This window comes from Mucilaginibacter sp. Bleaf8 (assembly GCF_018390515.1).
In the GTDB taxonomy this organism is placed as follows: domain Bacteria; phylum Bacteroidota; class Bacteroidia; order Sphingobacteriales; family Sphingobacteriaceae; genus Mucilaginibacter.
In genome coordinates, this window is record NZ_JAHBBK010000002.1 from 423,482 (window position 1) to 447,563 (window position 24,082).

15 protein-coding genes are annotated in these 24,082 nt (G+C 45.7%); 13 read left to right on the forward strand and 2 right to left on the reverse strand.

Features of this window, described 5'->3' with window-relative positions; genetic code table 11:
* The first annotated feature begins 26 nt into the window (after positions 1-26).
* The 11 genes from KHS38_RS10660 to KHS38_RS10710 all read left to right on the forward strand — a co-directional run bounded on the left by KHS38_RS10660 (position 27) and on the right by KHS38_RS10710 (position 20,760).
* Positions 27-2,681: a glycoside hydrolase family 2 protein gene (locus KHS38_RS10660; protein WP_213488546.1), complete on the forward strand. Its 2,655-nt coding sequence runs from the start codon at positions 27-29 to the stop codon at positions 2,679-2,681.
* Between the two features lie 31 nt (positions 2,682-2,712).
* Positions 2,713-4,632 carry a glucosamine-6-phosphate deaminase gene (gene nagB / locus KHS38_RS10665; RefSeq protein ID WP_213488547.1) on the forward strand — a complete coding sequence of 640 codons (1,920 nt, stop codon included), beginning with the start codon at positions 2,713-2,715 and terminating at the stop codon, positions 4,630-4,632.
* Between the two features lie 95 nt (positions 4,633-4,727).
* Positions 4,728-6,149: a glycoside hydrolase family 125 protein gene (locus KHS38_RS10670; protein ID WP_213488548.1), complete on the forward strand. Its 1,422-nt coding sequence runs from the start codon at positions 4,728-4,730 to the stop codon at positions 6,147-6,149.
* A 9-nt stretch (positions 6,150-6,158) separates the two neighbouring features.
* Entirely contained in the window at positions 6,159-8,000 is a 1,842-nt protein-coding gene (locus KHS38_RS10675; RefSeq protein WP_349627924.1) for a glycoside hydrolase family 35 protein, read from the forward strand.
* A 14-nt stretch (positions 8,001-8,014) separates the two neighbouring features.
* The gene (locus tag KHS38_RS10680; RefSeq protein WP_213488549.1) at positions 8,015-10,327 is read left to right on the forward strand and encodes a family 20 glycosylhydrolase; all 2,313 of its coding nucleotides are present in this window, start codon (positions 8,015-8,017) and stop codon (positions 10,325-10,327) included.
* Positions 10,320-12,449: a discoidin domain-containing protein gene (locus KHS38_RS10685; RefSeq protein WP_249665357.1), complete on the forward strand. Its 2,130-nt coding sequence runs from the start codon at positions 10,320-10,322 to the stop codon at positions 12,447-12,449. The genes KHS38_RS10680 and KHS38_RS10685 overlap by 8 nt, the downstream gene beginning before the upstream one ends.
* A 38-nt stretch (positions 12,450-12,487) precedes the next feature.
* A complete protein-coding gene (locus KHS38_RS10690) occupies positions 12,488-13,597 on the forward strand; it encodes a carbohydrate-binding family 9-like protein (protein ID WP_213488550.1) in 1,110 nt (369 codons plus the stop codon).
* A complete protein-coding gene (locus KHS38_RS10695) occupies positions 13,594-14,682 on the forward strand; it encodes a family 10 glycosylhydrolase (protein ID WP_213488551.1) in 1,089 nt (362 codons plus the stop codon). The genes KHS38_RS10690 and KHS38_RS10695 overlap by 4 nt, the downstream gene beginning before the upstream one ends.
* A gap of 1 nt (position 14,683) precedes the next feature.
* On the forward strand, positions 14,684-15,817 hold the full coding sequence (locus KHS38_RS10700) for an exo-alpha-sialidase (protein ID WP_213488552.1): 1,134 nt from the start codon (positions 14,684-14,686) through the stop codon (positions 15,815-15,817).
* A 34-nt stretch (positions 15,818-15,851) separates the two neighbouring features.
* A complete protein-coding gene (locus KHS38_RS10705) occupies positions 15,852-18,143 on the forward strand; it encodes a GH92 family glycosyl hydrolase (RefSeq protein ID WP_249665358.1) in 2,292 nt (763 codons plus the stop codon).
* Between the two features lie 37 nt (positions 18,144-18,180).
* On the forward strand, positions 18,181-20,760 hold the full coding sequence (locus KHS38_RS10710) for a family 20 glycosylhydrolase (protein WP_249665359.1): 2,580 nt from the start codon (positions 18,181-18,183) through the stop codon (positions 20,758-20,760).
* A gap of 84 nt (positions 20,761-20,844) precedes the next feature.
* Here KHS38_RS10710 and KHS38_RS10715 read toward each other — a convergent pair whose 3' ends face one another.
* A complete protein-coding gene (locus KHS38_RS10715) occupies positions 20,845-21,750 on the reverse strand; it encodes an NAD(P)/FAD-dependent oxidoreductase (protein WP_213488553.1) in 906 nt (301 codons plus the stop codon).
* Between the two features lie 32 nt (positions 21,751-21,782).
* Complete coding sequence (locus tag KHS38_RS10720; protein WP_213488554.1) at positions 21,783-22,415, reverse strand: TetR/AcrR family transcriptional regulator; 633 nt, start codon at positions 22,413-22,415, stop codon at positions 21,783-21,785.
* Between the two features lie 83 nt (positions 22,416-22,498).
* On the opposite strand from KHS38_RS10720, the gene KHS38_RS10725 reads away from it, so the two are divergent.
* A complete protein-coding gene (locus KHS38_RS10725) occupies positions 22,499-23,176 on the forward strand; it encodes a hypothetical protein (RefSeq protein WP_213488555.1) in 678 nt (225 codons plus the stop codon).
* A gap of 99 nt (positions 23,177-23,275) precedes the next feature.
* Positions 23,276-24,073: a DnaJ domain-containing protein gene (locus KHS38_RS10730; RefSeq protein ID WP_213488556.1), complete on the forward strand. Its 798-nt coding sequence runs from the start codon at positions 23,276-23,278 to the stop codon at positions 24,071-24,073.
* Positions 24,074-24,082 lie beyond the last annotated feature (9 nt).

Here is a 24,082-nt window from a genome sequence, read left to right on the forward strand (position 1 = left end):
AACGAATAACAACATATACCTCTTTCTTGAAAAATAACCTGCTCAAAAAAACAGCAGTGCTTTTGCTAAGCTCCGGTTTCGGTTTGCTGGCACATGCTCAAACTAAAGTAGAATTAAACGCCGGCTGGAAATGCGCCTCCATTAGTGACATAAAAGCCAATGGTGAAACTATTTCATCACCAGCCTATTCATTAAGCAATTGGCAACCGGCCGTGGTTCCCGGTACGGTTCTAACTACTTTATTGGCAAACCATAAAGTACCCGATCCTTTTTACGGAATGAATAATCAGCGTATCAAGGATATTTATTTTACCGGGCGCGACTATTACACCTATTGGTTTGTAGATGACTTTAAATCACCCCAGGCAGGTAATGACGGGCAGGTGTATTTAAATTTTCGTGGCGTTAACTATAGCTGCAATATTTATTTGAATGGGCATAAACTTAATGCCCAAACTCATCAGGGTATGTTTTTGCGCCAGTCGTATAACATTACTTCGCTGTTAAATAAAAATGGTAACAACCGGCTTGCGGTTATTGTATATCCGCCCGACCCGGTGGGTAACCCGAACGGCGGTCAGGGAGGTGACGGGCGCATTGCCAAAAATGTAGGCATACAGTACACCGCAGGGTGGGACTGGATACAGCCCATGCGCGACCGTAATACCGGCATCTGGGATAAAGTTACCATCGAAACAACAGGCAGTGTAAATATCCTGAATCCGCATGTTGTTACACAGGTTCCGGGTGTACGTAAGCCGGAGGGGCAGCAGCAACCGGCTGTCATTAAAGCCTCGGCCGAATTACAGAATGCCTTAAATAAATCTGTAAGTGGTACCCTTGTGTTTACCATCAACGGAACAAAGGTTACTCAGAAAGTTGTATTACAACCCAAATCAACAACGCAGGTTAATCTTGCCGACCTGATGCTTAAAAACCCTAAGCTTTGGTGGCCCAACGGTTATGGCGAGCATTATTTGTATCCGGCACAAATGCAGTTCATTACCGCTGCTAATCAAGTGTCAGATCAGGAGAAGCTTAATGTGGGCGTTCGTGAAATTCAAACCAGTTGGAACAGCTGGACGCGTAGCCGCCAGATTGCAGTAAACGGCCAGAAAGTATTTATAAAAGGCGGTAACTGGATTATATCCGACGCCATGCTGCGCTTTTCGGATGCGCGTTACGATGCTGAGGTTCGCTTTCATCGTGATATGAACCTCAACCTGATACGTATATGGGGCGGTGCCCTGGTTGAGCGCCCTGAATTTTATAACGCCTGCGACAAGGACGGCATGCTGGTGTTTCAGGATTTTTGGATCTCGGGTGATGCCAACGGCAGATGGGTTGACCCGTTGAAAGCAGAAGATCAGTGGACAAGGCGTAAATATCCGGATAATCACCAATTGTTTTTGCAGTCGGCAGCCGATCAGATCAAACTGGTGCGTAATCACCCGTCGTTAGCTATGTGGTGTGGCGGTAACGAGATTACCCCGCCCGAAGATATTTTGTTACCCCTGCGCGATTCGATCATGCCTAAGCTTGATGGTACTCGCTGGTTTGTCGATTTTTCAAACTCCGACGAGATGTCGCTCAATACCCTGGGTGGTAACGGCGATGGCCCTTACGGGATTCAACAGCTGTCTACATTTTGGGAAACACGCACTTTCCCGTTCAATTCAGAAATTGGTTCGGTAGGCGTGGGTGATTATGAATCGTTGAAGCGTTTTATTCCGGAACAAAACCTGGTAGCGCCCCAATATTCGGTATCATCCAAAAAATCGCAGGTTGATTCTGTTTGGGATTATCATAAATACATCGGCTACGATGGCGCTATAGAGACTTACGGCAAACCTAAAAATGCAGAAGATTTTGCTAATAAAGCACAGCTGGTCAACTACGATCAATATCGTGCCTTGATGGAAGGTTTCAGTTCGCATATGTGGGATTGGTATACCGGCGTAATGATTTGGAAAACGCAAAACCCGTGGACAGCCCTGCGCGGACAGATGTACGATTATTACCTGGATCCGAATGCCTGTTTATACGGATTGCACAGCGGCAGCGAACCATTGCATGCTATGTACAACCCGGTTTCGGGGATGGTTTCCATCGTTAATAACACGTTTAGTACCCGCCGTGATTTAATGCTGGTAGTTAAAGCTGTTAATATGAAAGGGAAAGACAGCTTGCTTACGCAGGTGTTTGTGGAAGCGCAACCATCTTCAAGCAAAGCTTATCTGCCCATCAAAACCACAATTGATCAGCTAAGCAAAAATGAAGGTACTTTCCTGTCGCTGCAACTGCTGGACATTAATAAAAATATAGTGAACGATAACTTATACTGGCTGCCCGATGCCGAAGGCAATTACTCAGGCCTTAAACGTATGGATGCATCACAGGTTAAAGTACAAAGTAAAAGAATAAGTAAAGGTAAGGTAGAAGTTACCTTAACCAACCCGGGTAAAGCGCCTGTAGCATTCTTCAACCGGATTTCATTGGTTGACGCCGCCACGCATAAGCGGGTGTTGCCAGTATTTTATAGCGATAATTATATCTCTGTACTACCAGGTGCACAGAAAAAGGTAGTGTTGGATTACAACCCGGGCAATGCCGCGCAAAAGGTTTTAGTAGCCGTAAGCGGATGGAACATGCAAGAACAATTTCTGGAAATAACTGAATAATAATATAGCATTCAACTAACTCGAAATACATATGCCAAGATTAAATTTATTGGAAGAAACGCGTTATGAAAAGCTGCCGGTAAGTATTTATGATAATGCCGCCGAAGCCAGCATTTCGGTAGCACACCGCATAGCCGACCTGATTAAAAGCAAGCAGGCTAAAGGCGAGCGTACGGTACTGGGCCTTGCAACCGGTGTAACCCCAATCAGGGTTTATGCTGAGCTGGTGCGCATGCACCGCGAGGAAGGGCTGAGCTTTCGTGACGTAGTTACCTTTAATCTGGATGAGTACTATCCAATGAAGCCCGACGCTGCACAAAGCTATGTAACCTTTATGCAGGAAAATCTTTTCAAACACATTGATATTGATCAGAACAATGTGCACATTCCGGACGGTACTTTGCCGCAGGAAGAGATTGCCGCTTTCTGTCTGGAATACGAGCGTAAAATTACCAGCTTCGGCGGTCTGGATCTGCAAATTTTGGGTATTGGTCGTACCGGTCACATTGGTTTCAATGAGCCCGGTTCGGCCCCAAACTCAGGTACCCGTTTGGTTACCTTAGATGACCTAACCCGTAGTGATGCCGCACGCGATTTTGGCGGTAAAGAAAATGTACCAACTAAGGCTATTACCATGGGTATTGGTACCATTTTCAAAGCCCGCGAAATTATTTTGATGGCCTGGAGCCAAAAGAAAGCGCCAATTATCAAAAAAGCGGTTGAAGGCGAAATTTCGGGCGATGTACCTGCCACTTACCTGCAATTGTCAGATAATGTGGAGTTTGTGATTGATCGTGATGCTTCATTGGAATTAACCCGCTTTGATACCCCTTGGCTGGTAAAAGACTGCCAATGGGATGAGCAAACCATTAAGAAAGCTGTTACCTGGCTGGCCAAAACGTTAGATAAACCCATCCTTAAACTCACTGAGGAGGATTACAATACGCACGGTATGGCACAGCTGGCCACCGAAAAAGGGCCGGTTTACAATATCAATATTCATATATTCAACAAGTTACAGCATACCATTACCGGTTGGCCGGGTGGTAAGCCCAACGCCGATGATTCACAGCGGCCAGAAAGGGCAGAGCCGGCCAAAAAGCGCTCTATCATCTTTTCACCGCATCCTGATGATGATGTGATTTCGATGGGTGGTACCTTCATCCGCCTGGCCGATCAGGGTCATGAGGTGCACGTGGCCTATCAAACATCAGGCAACACCGCTGTATGGGATGATGATGCCCTGCGCTTTATTGAGTTTGCGATTGATTTTAACCGCTCACAAAACCTGAATACCACAGAGTTAGAAACGCTGTACAGCAACATGCGCAGCTTTATTAAGGATAAGCAGCCTAACCAAAAAGATACGCAAGAACTATTAACTGTAAAAGGTCAGATCCGTAAAGGCGAGGCTATTGCGGGTGCCCGTTTTGCCGGCTTACCGGATGAGTGCATCCATTTTATGGATTTGCCTTTCTACGATAAATCCAAAACGCAAAAGAACGTAAGCTACGAGGAAGATATACTGGAAACCATGGAGCTGTTGCGTTCGGTAATGCCGCACCAGATATTTGCAGCAGGTGATTTTGCCGATCCGCATGGTACGCACAAAGTATGTTTTGATATTGTGTTGCAGGCAATGCAACGCCTTAAAGAAACCGACGAGTGGGTGAAGGACTGCTGGCTGTGGCTGTACCGCGGTGCATGGCACGAGTTTGAAATCCATGAAATTGAGATGGCCGTTCCGCTTTCACCGCAGGAGGTTTTGAGAAAACGCTACGCCATCTTCAAGCACCAGTCGCAAAAAGATGTGCCGGTGTTTCCGGGCGATGATGCAAGGGAGTTCTGGGTACGTGCAGAAGATCGTACCAAAGAAACCGCGCGCTGCTACGACCAGCTGGGCCTTGCAGAGTATGAAGCTATCGAAGCTTTCGTTCGTTACCGATTTTAATACCTATTCAGGCGTATAATTGAGTTAATTATCCCGCTCCTGATGATAGGGCGGGATAGTTAGTTTAATAAGCGCTTAACCTAATATACTACCCCATGAAGAGAAGTGTTTTTTTACAACAAGCCGGTTTACTAACCGCCGGTTTATTTGTTAATAAAAGTGTATTTGCCGCCCTGGCCGATGAACGTGTAAGCCATCGCCCGGCCTTGGGCAAGCGCAACTTTACCAGCCAGGCCATTGAGGATGCGATTAAACAATTTAAGGCCAAAGTAAGCAACAAGGAGCTTACCTGGATGTTCGAAAACTGTTTCCCGAATACTTTAGATACCACAGTTTTTTACGCAATAAATAATGGCAAGCCGGATACCTATGTAATCACAGGCGATATTGATGCCATGTGGTTGCGTGATAGTTCGGCTCAGGTTTGGCCGTACCTTGCATTCATCAAAAAAGACAAAAAGCTGCAGCAAATGGTAGCCGGTTTAATTAACCGGCAGATGCAATGCGTATTATTGGATCCATACGCCAATGCATTTTATAAAGATGCCAGCCAGGTAAGCGAGTGGAAAACCGATCTTACAGACATGAAACCCGGTATTCACGAACGTAAATGGGAGATCGATTCGTTGTGTTACCCCATACGCCTATCATACCATTACTGGAAAAATTCCGGCGATACAAAGCCGTTTGATGCGCAGTGGAAAAATGCGGTCAGAACGATCCTGAATACTTTTAAAGAACAGCAACGTAAAAACGGTAATGGCAGTTATCACTTTCAGCGCGAAACCGCCAAGCCAACTGATACCTTGCCCATGAATGGTTACGGCTTTCCGGTAAAATCAACCGGGATGATCTGTTCCATGTTCCGCCCGAGTGATGATGCTACTATTTATCCCTATCTAATACCATCAAACTTTTTTGCAGTAGTAAGTTTAAAGCAGGCGGCCGAAATGATGCAGGCTCTTAAAGAACCTCAACTGGCTACCGAGCTGCAAAGTTTAGCTACCGAAGTTGAACAGGCCATTCAAAAGCATGGTGTGGTAAACCACCCTTATGCCGGTAAAATTTATGCATTTGAGGTAGATGGCATGGGTAATGCTAATTTTATGGACGATGCCAACATTCCAAGCCTACTGGCGCTGCCTTACCTGGATGCCGTGCCATTAACCGATCCTGTATACCAAAACACGCGTAGGTTCGTGTTGTCCGAATATAATCCGTACTTCTATAAAAGTAACCTGGCCGAAGGCATAGGTGGCCCGCACGTAGGCAAGCCTGATATGATTTGGCCCCTGAGCATTATAGCGCGCGGGCTTACCAGTACCGATGAACAGGAAATAAAGCATTGTATACAAATGCTGCTGGCAACACATGCCGGTACCGGTTTCATGCACGAATCATTCAACAAAAATAATCCGGCTGATTTTACCCGGGCATGGTTTGCCTGGCTAAATACGATTTTTGGCGAGTTCCTGTGGAAAACCTTCCAGCAAAGTCCCAAACTATTAAACAGTTAATCTTTTTAGGTGAAAATTATCAATAGACTTCTTTCGGCGCTTGGAGGTGCGGTATTGCTTAGTGCCGCCATGCCGTCGTTTGCTCAAACTAAACACACGTTTGGCCTGGGCGATTCTACTTTTGTATTGGACGGCAAGCCACTGCAAATGATTTCGGGCGAAATGCACTGTACCCGCGTACCCCGTGAGTACTGGCGCGACCGCATGAAGATGGCTAAAGCGATGGGCCTGAATACCATTGGTACTTACGTGTTCTGGAACGCCCATGAGGCGGTAAAAGGTAAATACGATTTTAGCGGTAATAACGATATTGCTGCATTTGTGAAAATTGCGCAGGAGGAGGGACTATGGGTGGTAATGCGCCCAAGCCCTTATGTTTGTGCCGAGTGGGAGTTTGGCGGTTATCCTTGGTGGCTGCTTAAGGATAGTACCTTAAAGGTTCGCAGCACCGATCCGCGTTTTTTACAGGCCTATACCAACTACATCAACCAACTGGCTAAGCAGTTGGTGCCGTTGCAGGTAACACACGGCGGCAACATTCTCATGATTCAGATCGAGAATGAATACGGCTCTTACAGTGATGATAAAAACTATCTCGACATTAACCGTAAAATATTCCGTAATGCCGGTTTTGATGGTGTGCTGTTTACCTGCGATGGTGCTGACCAGATGCCTAAAGGTTACCTGCCCGGTTACCTGCCGGCTGTAAACGGTTTGGAAGACCCGGTTAAGTTGAAAGAATTAATTAATAAATACCATAACGGTAAAGGGCCGTATTATGTGGCCGAATGGTACCCCGGCTGGTTTGATGACTGGGGTAAAAAACATGCCAACGTGCCAGCAGCGCAGGCTGCTAAAACGTTGGATAACATTCTGGCTGCAGGTATCTCTATTAACATGTATATGTTTCATGGTGGTACCACACGCGGTTTTATGAATGGTGCCAACATGAACAAAAGAGATCCTTATTCGCCGCAGGTGTCCAGCTATGATTATGATGCACCGTTGGATGAAGCGGGTAACGCAACTGAAAAATATTACAAGTTTAGGGAGATTATTGCCAAGCATTTACCTGCCGGGCAGGTACTGCCCCAAGTACCGGCTAAAAAGCCAACCATGGCAATCAGCAATATAAAACTGGATGCTTACGCCGATGTATTTAACAATTTACCTAAACCAACTGAATCTGTAAAGCCTTTGTGCTTTGAGGACCTGGATCAGGCTTATGGTTTTGTGCTGTACCGAGCGCAAATCAAAAACGGCGGGGTGCTGAAGCTAAAAGAACTTCGAGATTATGCTTTGGTGTATGTTAACGGCAAACAAGTTGCCACGCTCGACCGCCGTTTAAAGCAGGATTCGGTTGCCCTTACCAACATCTCCTCCAATGCAACATTGGATATTTGGGTTGAAAACAACGGGCGTATCAATTATGGCCCTTTCCTGGCTGATAACCGACATGGTATTACCCAATCCGTTATGCTTAATAATGCAGAGGTGTTGAGCTGGAAAATGTATCGTTTACCTTTCAATAGTTTAAGCGGTTTTACATTCAAACGTAACGCTAATACCTCGGCAAATCATCCCGGTCTTTTTAAAGGGACATTTACTTTAACACAGGTGGCTGATACGTATTTGGATATGCATGCTTTCGGCAAGGGCTTTGTATTTTTAAATGGTCATAACCTGGGTAAGTACTGGCAGATAGGGCCGCAGCAAACACTTTACGTACCGGCAGGCTGGCTAAAAAAAGGTAGAAATGAAGTGGTGGTTTTTGATGAATTAAAAGCTGATCATCAAAATCTTTCCACTATTGATCTTCCCATATTAGATCAGAATTCTTCAACCAATTAACTGCATCACATTAGATGAAAAAGAAATTAAGCCGTAAAATAGCACTGTTGGGCTCGTTGTTTGTGCTCACCGGTTCAGGTATAGCTTTTGGTCAGGATTTGTCCTCGCGGTTTCCGCTAGTACCGTATCCGCAAAAGCTTACGGCAGGGCAAGGGCTGTTCGTAATTAATTCACAAACAGCTATTATAACACCTGCAAGTAACAAATATAAACAGGAGGCAGGTTTATTAAATGAATTGCTGCACAACAAGCTCATAGTAAAAAGCGGGAGCAAGGCAATAGGCAAAAATAGCATTCAATTTGTTGAAGATGCCACTGTTACAGCCCCTGAAGGTTACCGCCTGCAAATAACGCCGCAGCAGGTAACCATTGCCGCTAAGGATGGCGCAGGCATGATACATGCAGTTGAAACCATCCGCCAGTTATTGCCGGCAGGTGTCGAAAATAAACAACAACAGGTGCCCGGCCAGCTTTCCTTACAGGTAATGACGATTGAAGATGCGCCTAACTATGCATGGCGGGGTATGCACCTGGATGTGTCGCGCCACTTCTTTTCCATTGCCTACTTAAAGAAATTTATCGATTTGCTGGCACTTTATAAATTCAACAAGTTTCACCTGCATTTAACTGATGACCAGGGCTGGCGCATTGAAATTAAAAAGTACCCAAAACTGACTGAAGAAGGGGCGTGGCGTACTTTCAATAATCAGGATTCAGTTTGCATGAAAAAAGCAGTCGATAATCCCGACTTTGTTATAGATCCGCAGCATATCATTCACAAGAATGGTAAAACGCTATACGGCGGTTTTTATACCCAGGCGCAGATGAAAGATGTAGTTGCGTATGCAACGGCCCGCCATATAGACATCATCCCCGAAATTGATATGCCCGGTCACATGATGGCCGCTATAAATTCGTATCCGTATTTGACTTGCAACGGCGAAAATAAATGGGGCGAGTTATTTACTAAGCCTATTTGCCCATGTAACGAAACTACCTTCGAGTTTGCCCAGAATATCTTTGACGAGATTATGGACATCTTTCCGTCCAAGTACATACACATTGGCGGTGATGAGGTTGACCGTACTGACTGGGGTAAATCAGAAGCCTGTAAGGCTTTTATGCAGCGCGAAGGCATCAAAGACCTGGCTGCCCTGCAAAGCTACTTCATCAACCGGATGGAAAAATATTTCAATTCCAAAGGTCGTAAACTGATTGGGTGGGATGAGGTGCTGGAAGGGGGTATCAGTCCGACGGCGTTGGTAATGTACTGGCGCACCTGGGTACCCAAAGCACCGGTTGAGGCTGCCAAGAATGGTAATCAAGTGATCATGTCGCCGGGTAGCCCGTTATATTTTGATACAGCGCCCGACCGTAACTCGATAGACAACGTTTATCATTTTAATCCTATCCCGAAAGGGCTTACCGATACCGAGGCTAAAGGCATTATAGGTGCGCAGGCAAACTTGTGGACCGAATATGTATCCACCGAAAACCGGGCTGATTACATGTACATGCCCCGCATGACGGCACTGGCCGAAAACCTGTGGACACGCGATCATAATTATACTTCTTATCAGCAACGTTTGCTGGCGCAATACCAGCGGTTAGATAACCTGCATGTGAACTACCGTTTGCCCGACCTGGATGGATTGGTAGAACAAAGCGTATTTACCAACAAGGCTGTGCTGGATGTGAAAAAGCCGTTGCCCAACACCACCATTCGCTATACTATGGATGGCACCGTGCCCACTAAAAACTCACCGGAACTTACCGCGCCATTAAGCATCAGTCAATCGGCCTACATCAGGCTGGCTGCCTTCAAAGCCAATGGTACAGCGGGCGATTTGTATAACCTGAATTACACCCGGCAAACGCTAGCCGAGCCGGTTATTAAAACCGGTGTTAAAAACGGGTTGCTGTGCAGCTACTATCCCGGTTCCTACAAAAAATCAACCTTGCTGGCTGATGCCAAACCGCAGGCAACCGTTGCAGTTGATAGCCTGGTTGTACCCAAAGAAGCTACCGCAGCGAGCTTTGGCTTGCGTTACCAAGGCTATTTTGATGTGCCCGAAGATGGTATATACAGTTTTTACCTCACCTGCGATGATGGCGGTATTTTAAAAGTAGCCGGTCGTAATACGGTAGACAATGATGGCTGGCACGGCCCGATTGAAAAAAGCGGACAAGTCGCTTTGAAAAAAGGTTTGCAGCCTATTGAGCTGAACTTTGTGGAAGGTGGCGGTGGTTATACCTTAAAGCTTAAATACAGTAAAAACGGATCGCAGCCGGTTGCCGTACCAGCAAGTTGGCTAAAGCATGATTAAGATGAGGAAGTGGATTGTATTGGCAGCATTAGCAGCCAAAGGTATATGCGGCTATGCGCAAAATGCGCCTGCCCCTTATGGCGCCCTGCCAACCAAAGCGCAACTCAACTGGCACGAAATGGAGATGTACTGTATCATCCATTTCGGGGTAGATACGTATACCAACAAGGAGTGGGGCTTTGGCGACGAAGACCCCAAGCTGGTTGATCCGTTAAACTTCAATGCCGCCCAGATTGTGGGTGCTGCAAAGGCCGGTGGTTTTAAAGGCATAATAGTGGTGGCAAAACATCACGATGGGCTTTGCCTGTGGCCTACCCAAACCACAGCGCACAACATCAGCAAAAGCAACTGGAAAAATGGCAAAGGCGATATGGTGAAAGAGTACCAGCTGGCCTGCCAGAAATTGGGTATGCAGCTGGGGCTTTACTGTTCGCCGTGGGATCGTAACAGTGCTTACTATGGCACACCTGCTTATGTGGATATTTACCGCAAGCAATTAAAAGAGTTATACGGCAACTACGGTAAGCTGTTCATATCCTGGCATGATGGTGCCAATGGGGGCGATGGCTACTACGGCGGCAGTCGTGAAGTACGTAAAATAGACCGTACCACTTATTACGGGTGGGATACCACCTGGACTATTACCCGCGCCCTGCAACCCTCGGCAGTTTTGTTTGGCGACGTTGGTCCCGATGTGCGTTGGGTAGGCAACGAAGAAGGCCACGCCGGTGAAACCAGCTGGGCAACTTATGATCCGCAGGCACCTGATGCAGGCCGGCAACCCGCTAATGGTTACACAAAATACGAATTGGGTGTTGAAGGTACCCGTAACGGTCAGCACTGGATGCCCGCCGAGTGCGACGTATCCCTGCGGCCGGGATGGTTTTACCATGCCAGTCAGAACAGCCAGGTGAAAACACCTTATGAGCTGCTCGATTTGTATTACAAAAGCGTTGGCCGTGGTGCTAATCTGGATTTAGGCTTATCACCCAATCCGCAGGGGCTGCTCAACAATGAGGATGTGACTTCGTTAAAAGAATTTGGACAACTACTAAAACAAACCTTTGCCGTTAACTTAGCCAAAGGGGCAAAGTTAACAGCCAGCAATGTACGTGGCAAAAGTTCTGTGAAATATAGCCCGCAACTTTTGGTTGATAACGACAGGTACTCCTACTGGGCAACTGACGATGGCAAAACAACGCCTCAGTTGGTGCTGAATCTGGCCGGTCAAAAAACATTCAATGTAATTCGCCTGCGCGAAAATATTAAGCTTGGTCAGCGTATAGAGGCATTTACTGTTGATGCCTGGTTTAATGGTAAGTGGGAACAAATTGCATCGGCCACCAGCATCGGCGCCAATCGGTTAATCCGCCTGCCGCGAAATATTACAACTACCAAAGTGCGATTGAACATCAGCCAGTCGCCGGTTTGCATTGCATTGAGTGATTTCGGGTTATATAAAGAGCCGGTACATCTCGAGAAACCCATCGTCGGTCGCAGCCTGCAAGGCGAGGTAAGCATTCAGACTACAGCACCTGTTTCTGCAATTCATTACACGCTCGATGGCAGTACGCCAACCAAAAGCTCGGCCGTTTATAATAAACCGTTCATTCTTCCCAAAGGCGGATTAGTTAAAGCTATAGCTGCAGACGGTAACAAGCAGGGAGAAGTGGCCGCCGTACAATTAGGCCTAAGCAAAGCAACCTGGAAGGCAACAACACTACAAGGCTTAAGCGAAAGAAATAAACCGGCTTACGCCATTGACGATAACCCAAACACCATCTGGAGCACGTTGCAGCCAGATACCGCACAAGCCTTTACACCGGCCGAGCTTACTGTGGATATGGGTAGCAGGCAAATCATAAAAGCCTTTACCTACCTGCCCCGGCAGGATAAAAGAACCGGGGGGCTGGTAGATCAATATCTTATTCAAACCAGCATGGATGGCGAAAAGTGGGAGCTGGCGGTACAAGGCGAATTTTCAAACATTAAAGCCAATCCGGTTGAGCAAGTTGTAACTTTCAAACAACCGGTTACTGCCCGTTACATTCGTTTTAAAGCCCTGCATGTGGTGGCTGGCAACGGTGCAACCGCAGCCGAAATAGGCGTTATTGTAAATTAAACTATTTATCAGAGGCATAGAGTGCCTCTCACAACATTATGCTCAAACGATTTACCATACCTAAAAAGAAACTTTTATATGCTCTTCTGCTCTTAGGCAACCCTGGTTTTGCCCAGCGGGATTTTAAAGGACTTGAACATTTATTTATGCTTCCAAAGAGTTACGTGGTACAGCATACCACCGAAGAATTAAAAATAGACGGTGCCTTAGATGACAATGCCTGGCAGAAAGCAGCGTGGACTACCGATTTTGTGGATATTGAAGGCGCGTTGAAGCCACTACCAACCTATCGCACACAGGTTAAAATGTTATGGAATGACAGTACGCTTTTTATAGCTGCCAAAATGCACGAGCCGCAGGTATGGGCTACGCAGACCAACCATGATGATATTATTTTCAAGGATAACGATTTTGAGGTATTTATCGATCCGGATAATAACACGCATCAGTATTATGAGTTGGAGATTAATGCCATCAACAAGATATTCGACCTTTTCTTGTCCAAGCCTTACCGCAATGGTTCCGATGCTTTGATAGGCTGGGATGTAGCCGGTTTAAAAACGGCAGTACAAGTGCAGGGTACAATCAATAACCCTGCCGATACAGATGAAGGCTGGACTGCCGAGATAGCCATCCCATTAAAAGCGTTGCGTATCGGTTTCCCGTTCATAAAGCCCCAGGAAGGTTCCCTCTGGAGAATTAACTTTTCGAGAGTAGAGTGGCATACCAAAGCGTCAGGCAGCAAAAATATTAAACTAAAGGCTACCGATGGGCGTGATTTGCCGGAGGAGAACTGGGTATGGTCGCCGCAGGGTGTTATTAATATGCATTATCCTGAGCGCTGGGGGTATCTGCAGTTTACCCGTAAGCAAGATGCCGTTTTTAAATTACCCTACGCCGAACAGCAAAAGCGATGGCTGTGGCTGGTGTATTACCGCCAAAAGCAGTACCAGCAAAAACATAACCGTTACGCCGCAACTTTAACAGAATTGGGTATCAATTCATCGCCCTTAATTGATAGTATTAAAAATAAGCTGACGCTTGAGAGTACAAGCCGCCAGTTTATGGCCGATATTAAGGCCGAAGGGCATCCTGCCATCACTATCAACGATGAAGGTTTAATTGTAACTAAAAGCAAAACGCCATGACCAGCAGACGTAAATTTGTTGCAACCAGCTTGCTGGGTTTAGCAGCAACCGCTGTTCCTTTCAGCGGGGAAAGTAAAGATATAACATTGCTAAAAAAGAAGAGCTACAAGCATTGGGTATGGACCAACCCCGACTTGCGAGATACCGACGAACTGTTAGCTGAGCGATACAAACAGTATTATCAGGCCGGTGTACGCGGAATCTTCTTTGAAAACGACAGCGAAAAACATTTCCGTGCGGCCAAAGCACAGGGACTGGAAGCACACCGCTGGATGTGGACCATGAACCGTGGCGAAAAGACGTTGCTGGAAGCACACCCTGAATGGTATGCTATCAACCGCAAAGGCGAATCATGTGCTGATAAGCCGCCTTATGTAAATTATTACCGCTGGCTATGCCCTTCGAAACCGGAAGTACAGGCTTACTTGGAAAGCCAGGTGCATGATATACTGAAGAAAGATTATATTGATGGTATACATCTGGATTACATCCGATTTTGTGATGTTGTTTTACCAGTCAACCTGTGGGATAACTATCATATTGAGCAAACCCGCGAACTGCCCGAGTATGATTATTGCTACTGCGATACCTGCCGAAGTAAGTTCAAAGCCTGGCGGGGAACTGATTTAAGCAGCATACAATACCCGGAGGCCAGCCTATCCTGGCGGTTGTTTAGGTATAATGCAGTGAATAATATAGTGAACAACCTGGCTAAGGTGGCTCATGGGTACAAAAAGCCAATTACGGCTGCGGTGTTCCCTACGCCCGAAATTGCCCGCCGTAACGTGCGGCAGGACTGGACAAACTGGAATCTGGACGGCATATGCCCCATGATATACCACGGATTTTATAAGGAGTCGGTTAGTTGGATAGGCGATGCGGTTACCGAAGGCGTACACTTTTTGAACAGCCGCTTTCCGTTGTATGCCGGTTTATATTTACCTGATTTTAAAAATATGGAGGAGTTTGGAGAGGGGATAAAACAGGCACTACAGCACGGTGCGGCCGGGGTTTCTATATTCGGTAATCCATCGCCCGAGGTGTTGAGTACTTTGAAGTTAGCAAGCGCTGTAAAAATGATTTAGTATGATAAAATACCTACTCGCATTCAGCTTACTATCGGCAGTTGCTTTTGCCCAGCAACCAGGCATTCGCAATAATTATACTACGGAAGCGGGCTTGCCGCGTTTGCAGATAGAAAGGAGCATGGTGTTTAGTCCGCAAACCAATTGGCTCTACTCACATCATCCATCCATTATCAGTTTTAAAGGTAAGCTGATTGCACTATGGTCAAACGGGTTGGTGGGTGAGGATTCGCCGGGGCAGCGGGTGGTGTATGCCGTTTCAACTGATTTTAAGCACTGGTCGGCACCGGCAGTGCTGGCCAATCCGTCCAAAACTAACGATACTTCGAACGTACTCACAGCGGCTGGCTTATACCAATACAAAGGTACTTTGGTAGCTTACTACGGCGAATATACCCATCATCGTACCCAAACAAAACTATGGGCCCGTACTACAACCGATGGCGAACACTGGAGCAATCCGGTAGATTTGCATTTGCCGCTGGTGCCCAACCACGGCCCGCAACGGCTAAAAAGCGGGCGTTTGCTGATTAGCGGTAACTTTTCATTCCCATACACGGATGATCCAACCGGCTTATCTGGCTGGAAAATGAACAGCTTTTATGATGCTGCCCTGTACACGCAGGATAACCCGGCCACCTTTTATGCGCCGGCCGAAAAAAGTGGCTTTCCGCCATTATGTGAAGGTTCGTTTTATCAAACGCCGGATAGTGTGATACACATGTTGCTACGGGTAACCGGCAAAGGGTGGAAGGGCCGGCTCTGGCTTACCGAAAGTCACAACAACGCCCAAAGCTGGTCAAAACCTATTGAAACCTTGTTTAGCGATAACGACAGCAAGTTCCATTTCGGCTACCTACCCAACGGCAAAGCTTACTATGTGGGTATACCCGATACGTTACATCACTATGATCGTAATCCGTTGATTATAAGTACAACAGATGATGGCAAGCTATTCAATCACCATTACGTTATAGCAAATGAGCTTTACCAGCTTAAAAAAGAGGGTTTATGGAAAGGTGGTCAGTACGGCTACCCGCATACCATCATCCATAAGGGCTATATGTACATTATTATTTCCCGGCAAAAAGAATCTGTTGAAGTTTTACGTTTTAAGCTAAAGCAGCTTTTGTAAGTCTGTATTTTATATTTTTATCGAATCAATTATCATGACCTTGAAATCTATACAAAGTAAATTAGCTATGCTGTCGGTAACGGCGGCTTCGGTGGTTGGTTTGTCGTTGCCCAAAACGGGTTACAGCCAGCAGCGCCCGGCGGCAAGCCTTACCAAATATGTAAACCCATTTATTGGTACCGGCTTTCATGGCCACGTATTTATGGGTGCCAATGTGCCTTTTGGGGCGGTACAACTGGGGCCAAGCAACATATCAGAAGGATGGGACTGGTGCTCGGGCTACCATATTTCAGACTCTACCATTGTAGGCTTTCAACACACGCACCTGAGTGGAACCGGTATCGGTGACCTGGGCGATATATCCTTGATGCCAACCACCGGCCCGGTTAAAACTATGAAGGGTAGCCTCAAAAATATGGAGAGCGGCTACGTATCAAAATTCAGCCACCGGGAAGAAGTTGCCCGGCCGGGCTTTTATTCGGTAAAACTGAAAAGGTATGATATCGGCGTACGGCTAACCACAACGCAGCGCGTGGGCTTGCATGAATATACTTTCCCTAAAACTGATCAAGCGCATGTGGTGATTGATTTACAGGAAGGTTTAGGCTGGGATGCACCGGCCAAAACATACCTGCACCAGGTGGATGATCATACCGTAGCCGGATACCGTTTTTCAAAAGGCTGGGCACCCGATCAGCGCATTTATTTTACTGCGGTGTTTTCCAAATCCATCAAAAGCTTTGCCGTGTATGATACCACAGCCGTAAAACCCGGAACGGCTTTAGAAGCTCGAAAAGCAAAAGGGGTAATCAGCTTTGCAACTACTGCAGGTGAAAAGGTATTTGTAAAAGTTGGTATATCGCCGGTAAGCGAAGCCAATGCTATGGGCAATATACAGGCAGAGCTACCGGGCTGGAACTTTGATAGTACTGCTGCTGCCGCTGATGCAGCCTGGAACAAAGAGTTGCAGAAAGTGCAGTTGAAAGCATCTGACGAGACAAAGAAGACGATCTTTTATACAGCAATGTATCATACCATGATCGCCCCATCGGTGTTTAATGATCATAACGGCGATTATTGGGGAACTGATAAGAAAGTACATCTCAACGCTAATTTTACCAATTTAACTACTTTCTCATTGTGGGATACTTACCGGGCTGCACACCCCATGTATACCCTGCTGCAACCGGAGCGTGTGAATGATATGATCAATACCATGCTGGCCGTTTATCAGCAACAGGGCAGCTTGCCTATGTGGCACCTGATGGGTAATGATAATTATTGTATGGTGGGTTATAGCGCTGTACCGGTAATAGCCGATGCAATATTAAAAAGCTACAAAGGCTTTGACCTGAACCTGGCTTACGAAGCCATGAAAAAAACAGCCATGCGCGATACATTAGGTATAAACTATGTAAAACAATTAGGATATATCCCGGCTGATAGCATTGCGCAATCTGTATCTATGGGTATGGAGTATGCGGTTGATGACTGGTGCCTGGCGCAGGTTGCCAAAAAGATGGGCAAGCAAGCAGATTATACTTATTTCAATAAAAGAGGGCAGAACTATAAAAATTATTACGATCCTAAGGCCGGGTTTATGCGCGGACGCCTGTCGGCCAATGCATGGCGTACACCTTACAGCCCGTTCATTTCCATACACGAGCATGGTGACTTTACCGAGGGTAACGGCTGGCAATACACCTGGCTGGTACCGCAGGATGTGGAGGGCTTGATTAAACTTTTGGGTGGCGAAAAGCGCTTCACGCAAAAGCTGGATTCCTTATTTATTGCTGAAGGTGATATGGGTAAGGAAAAGTCACCGGATATTTCTGGTTTGATTGGCCAGTACGCGCATGGTAATGAGCCAAGCCACCACATTACTTACCTTTATGCTTACGCCGGGCAGCCCTGGAAAACTGCTGAAAAGGTACGGTTCATTTTAAATAATTTTTATACCAACAAAACGGATGGTATTATTGGTAATGAAGATGTAGGCCAGATGTCGTCATGGTATGTGTTGTCGGCTTTGGGCTTTTACCCGGTAAATCCGGCCAACGGCAATTATGTATTTGGCAGCCCATTGTTTGATGAGGCGACAATCCAATTGCCTGGAGGTAAAAATATGCGCCTGGTAGCCCGTAATAACAGCGATAAAAATATCTATATTCAGCGTGTTACATTAAACGGTAAAAGCTATACCAAATCATACATCACCCATGCTGATTTAGTAAAGGGTGGAGAACTGGTGTTTGAGATGGGAAGTAAGCCTAACTTGAATTGGGGTAAGTTACAACAAGACCGCCCGTACTCAGCCAAACCGTAATGACATTGATTAATTAACTGAAATAATATCCATCCGCATGAAAAAACTAATTGTACTGTTTACCATAATGATGGCAGCCTGTGTAAGCACTAATGCGCAGCAAAAAGCTGATACTTATGATGCGAAAAATTTGCAGGTGCAGTGGGAATGGTTGCAAAATAATTACCAGGGCAAACAGCAGTTTAAATCGATGCTTACGTTTACCAACAATGGTCAGCAAGCCCTGCCAGCCGGCGGGTGGAAAATATATTTTAACTTTCCGAGGCAGATCGTACCGCAATCAGTTAACGGCCCGGTAAAAATTGAGCATGTAAACGGCGATTTCTTTTGTTTGTCGCCGCTAACAAGCTTTAAAGGGCTAAAGGCAAATGAGTCGGTAAAAGTTGATTTTCTGGCTGGTGCCTGGGCGGTGAACTTTACCGACAGCCCCGACGGTTTTTATTTTGTAGATGATAAACGTCCCGAGGTGCAAACGGTAATTAGCCAGGTAAAACTGGTGCCGCCAACCAAACCGGAACAACTGCAGCGCCTGGCTACCGATAAGGTGCCTATTGCAACACCCGAATTGGTTTATCGCCAAAACGAGCAAATTAAGGATATGCCCGAAAGCTCGCTGCCGCCAATTTTCCCTACACCGGCCAGCTATCAAAAAAACGGACAAGCGTTTAGCTTAACTGCCCATACACAGGTAACAGGCGATGCCGCTTTTGCAAAAGAAACAGCTTATCTAAAAAAAGAACTGGCTGCTATGTTCAAGGCTTCGGCTTCGGGTACTGCGACCCAAACAAGCACTATCAGCTTGCAAAAGGATGCCGATTTACCCGCAGAAGGCTACAAGCTGGAGATAAGCCAAAATAAGATAACTATTCAGGCAAGTACAGGGGCTGGTGCGTTCTATGGAATTCAATCTTTAAAAAGCCTGTTGCCGGCAAAAGCCTGGTCGGGTAGTCTGAAAGCCATAACCGTTGCCGGTGTGTCAGTTACCGATCAGCCACGTTTTGGTTACCGCGGTTTAATGCTGGATGTAGCACGCAACTTTCATAGCAAACAACAGGTGCTAAAGGTTATCGACCTGATGGCATACTACAAACTCAATGCCCTGCATTTTCATTTGGTTGATGATGAAGGCTGGCGTTTGGAGATACCTGCCCTGCCGGAACTAACACAGGTAGGTTCGCAGCGTGGGCACACACAAACCAATACGGATCATTTGCAGCCGGCTTACGGTTCTGGTCCGAGTGTGCGTAACCTCTATGGAAGTGGTTACTATACCAAAGCCGATTATGTAGAGATATTGAAATATGCTACCGAGCGTCATGTTACGGTTATACCTGAAATTGAAACGCCGGGTCATGCCCGTGCAGCTATTAAATCGATGGATGCCCGTTACAATCGCTTGCTTAAAGCCGGGCAAAAGGCTGAGGCAGAAAAATATCTGCTGCGCGATTTGAATGATCGTTCGGCTTACAGTTCGGTGCAACACTGGAACGATAACGTAATGGATGTATCTCTGCCATCAACCTATAACTTTATCAGCACCGTGGCCGATGAAGTAGTTAAGATGTACCGCGAAGCAGGCGCACCTTTGCAAACCATTCACTTTGGTGGCGACGAGGTGCCGGCCGGCGTGTGGGAAAAATCGCCATCGGTACAAAAACTTTACGCCAGCAATGCAAATATTAAAAATGCCGACGACCTGTGGGTTTACTATTATACCAATGTAAATCGCATACTCAAGGAGCGTAACCTGTATGTGTCGGCCTGGGAAGAAGCCGGGATGAAAAAGGTAGCAGAAGGCGCTACTAAAAAACAAGTGCCTAATCCGGATTTCGCCCGCGAAAATATGCACCTGTATGTATGGAACAACGTGATAGGCTGGGGAGCAGAGGATTTGGCTTACCGCTTAGCCAATAACGGTTTCCCGGTAATTTTATCCTGTGTAAGTAACCTGTATTTTGATTTGGCTTATCAGAAAGATTACCTGGAGCCAGGCTTTTACTGGGGTGGCTTTTTAGATGTAGATAAGCCGTTCAAGTTCATTCCGTATAACTATCTAAAAAACGCTAATGAAAATGTTTTAGGCAGTGTAATGCCTGCATCGGCACTTAATAAAAAAGAGGCTTTGACAGAACAGGGCAAAACCAATATTGTAGGAATACAGGCGCAGCTATGGAGCGAAACAGCACGCGGCCCGGCCCGTATGGAATATATGCTGTTACCCAAACTGCTTGGCCTGGCAGAGAGGGCTTGGGCACCTGATCCAGAATGGGCTAGCCAAACTGATAGCGCTCAAAGTAATGCCTTTTATCAAGCCAGCTGGGCTCAGTTCTGCAATGTAATGGGTAAAAAAGAGTTGCCTAAATTGAGTTACATGAATAAGGGCTACCAATACCGTATACCTACCGCTGGTGTTGTGGTTGATGGTGGAATGGTGAAAGCAAATGTACAGTTGCCAGGCTTTACTATCCGTTACACAACTGATGGCAGCGAGCCTACAGCCACAAGCCCCGTATATCATGAACCTTTAAAGACGAATGGTGTGTTGAACTTTAAAGTATTTAATACTGCAGGCAGGGGAGGCCGTACGGTAACAGTTAATAACGGCAATACCTTATAATAACCTTTTAAGTAGAAAGTAGCTATATAAAAGAAGCCGATTCAATTGAGCCGGCTTCTTTTATATATATATGGATTATATAAGCTAATCAGCTTCATTGATTATTTCATGGTTAATCATGGCACCTGCCATACCACCTGCTGCAACCGCGGCAGCAACCGCTCGCATGGGCGTACTATTATCACCTGCCGCATATATGCCGGCAACGGTAGTTCGTTTAACCTCATCTACCTTAAGGTAGCCTTGTTCGTTAAGCTCACAGCCTAATAGTGCCGGTAACTGGCTATGCTGCTCAAACCGCAGGCGTGCATATAAAGCATCAAGCTTTTGCGTAGTACCATCAGCAAATACAATGGCTTTCAAATACCCGTTTTCGTGCTTTAAAGCTTTAATTGGGTGTTCAACAATGCGGATTTTGCGGTTTAAAGTAGCCTGGCGTTTTTCGGCCGATAAAGTAGCCGGTCCGTTAGTGAACAAAGTGATATCCTTGCTCCAGTTACGAATAAATTCACTAAAATCGGCACCAACGTCGCCGTTCATTAATATACCCGTTGCCTGATTGCGGTACTCGTAACCATGGCAGTACGGGCAGTGAATAACCGATTTTCCCCAGCATTTAGTAAAGCCGTCAATGTTAGGCATGATATCTTTAATGCCGGTTGCAAACAGTAGTTTTTTTGCATGGTAGGTTTGGGATTGTTCATCTACCGTAACTTCAAAATGGTTGTTGCTGCCTACAACGTGGCTCACCCATCCTGTCATGAATTTTACGGTTGGATAGGCTAATACTTCGTTTAATGCCACTTCCATGATCTCCGCAGGTTTCCAGCCATCATGAGTTAAAAAATTATGCGAATGCGGTGTTGGCTTGTTGCATGGATTGCCACTATCAATAATCAGCACATTTTTCATGGCCCGGCCCAGGCTCATTCCGGCTGACAAACCCGCGCTGCTGCCGCCAATAATTATAACGTCAAATGTATTTTCCATAACTCTTTAAATGAAAGTTTTAAGGCTGTTGATTAAGATTTAAGTTCGATACCTATACTCCGGCTAAAAGAAAACCAAGCAAACTTTTTGATATCATTGGGAGCAACGTTCCCGGAATTGAAGGCGTTTATAGTAGTGTTTGTCATGCCGCTTAGTAATTCTAAAATCCAGGCCGGTGTAAGCTGATCACTAATTTGCCCCTGCTTTTGTAATTGCATAATAAGTGCAAGCCACTTGTTGGTGATTGTTTCCATGTCCTGCGCGTTGGTGTTATCAGGTACTTGCTGAATACCTTCACGCTGGTATAACTTATTCAGAAAAGCATATTTGCTGCCGCAATCAATAGCGGCATATAGCATGTTTTCTAATTGCTTAAGTGGGTCGGTACTGCTATCGTGGGCGGCAAGAATTGTTACTTTGCATTTGCTCATCATTTCCTGTTTGCAGTTATCTAACAATGCCAGCCGATCCTTGAAATAACGATGCAAGGTACGGCGTGTAACGCCCGCCCTTAAGGCAACAGTTTCTAAGTTTGCTGATAAATCATCATTAAAAACAGCAATAGCCGTGTTAACTATATTTTGCGCTGTAGTTTCCATGACGCAAACATATGTACTATTTCTCAAAAATGGGACATTTTTGTTATGTCTTGACTTTATCGTCACATTTTTGAACTACAGGAGAGAAATCAGTAATGCTGCTTTTTCAATGATTCGATTTATATTCGGCCATCAAACTACCAACTACTATGTTAAACATTAAACAACGCTACGCAACCTTAACGTTAGTTTTCATTACAGCAATTTTCCTTCTCTTCTCCTGCCAGCAACCAGCTAAAAAGAAGAGTAGCATCACCATTACATCTAAAAAAGATTCAAGCGTAAAAACAGTTGTTCAGCAAAATGCAGCTTCGGAAACAAACTCCGCTGATTTTGCCGAGGAAGATGAGTGCCCCAAAGGTGTAGCCGAACCGGTGTTGAGTAAAAAACTATTTCCTGATGCCGTATTTAAATTAGATACCGACCGCAGGAGCGGTATTGAAACCGTTCAGATGAGCAATGGCGATAAATTAACCGTGCAGGGATCGGGGTGTGAGTACTATATGCTTACTTTCCGTTTCGAAACTTCACGTTTCTCTGCCGATACCACCAATTTGCCCTACTGGTTTGACAAGGCCGCTGTGCTGATGCGTGAACTGGACGATAAGAAAGCAATTGATTGTCCGCTTGAGATAGGCACCGGTATACATGCTTTAATCAGCAAAGTTCAAAAAAGCGGATCTTCCAAGGAGAATGGTTTACAATTGGAAGATGAGATCGTTTACATCGGACCCGATCCGCGTCAGTTTGTAAGCGTTAATCGCATACAGCGGTTGAGCGAACAACGCTATGCTGTGGAGGTAATGTTTGGTTATGGGCCCATATAGTATCCGTTAAAAATATTGCTCGTTTAGTGTTACACTTGTTAAACTAAGTGCCCAAACTTCAATCCAATTATCCAGCAAACGCTTATAATGTAATGGATTATGAAGGACTTTTACTACATCTTGGGTGTGGATGCCGATTGCTCCGCTTTTCAGCTAAAGGAGGCTTATGATAAGTTATCTCAAAAGTTTCATCCCGACCATAATCCTGATGATCCATATTTTATTAACCGGTTTCAGGATGTACGCGAGGCCTATGATGTATTGAGTGATCCTGCCAAGCGTTCCCATTATGATAAAAAGCTGAGAGCCGCTGGATTATACCGTACAAGTAAAGGGCAGCGAAAGCGGCGAAGCGTTTCTGGTACAACAATAGTAAATATACTATTTACCATCATGCTGATAGCCATTACAGCTATTTTCGGGTCTTACGTTTTTAAGGCAATCGGCGGTTCAAAAAAAGAAGCTGTCGTAGTTAAGCAAAGCGCCAATCAGCAGGTTGCAACTTTGCCCGCAAAGCACATTAAAAAGAAGCGTCGATACAAAGTAAAGCATAACCAGGTGGTAAATACCGCCAACTTTCACAAACCTGCAAATACGGTGGCCAGGCAAGCTGTTAAAGTTTTGCCGGCTAATGTAACAGAACCTGTGAGCATAAAGCCGCAACCAGTTGTGCCTGCAACCCGGTCAGAAGTTGCTGACTATCTTTATACCACCTACTTAAAAGGAAACGAGACCGGTGTAATCAATATGCGCGATGATAGATATTTTAACGCACAGATTGTTAAGGTGATTCCAACCAGGTCAAAAGTATGGGTGATAGAAGATGACGGCAATTATTATAAAGTACGGTTTGATAATACAGTTGGTTATGTTCCGGCTTGGACAGTTGTGAAATAGCGATCGTAA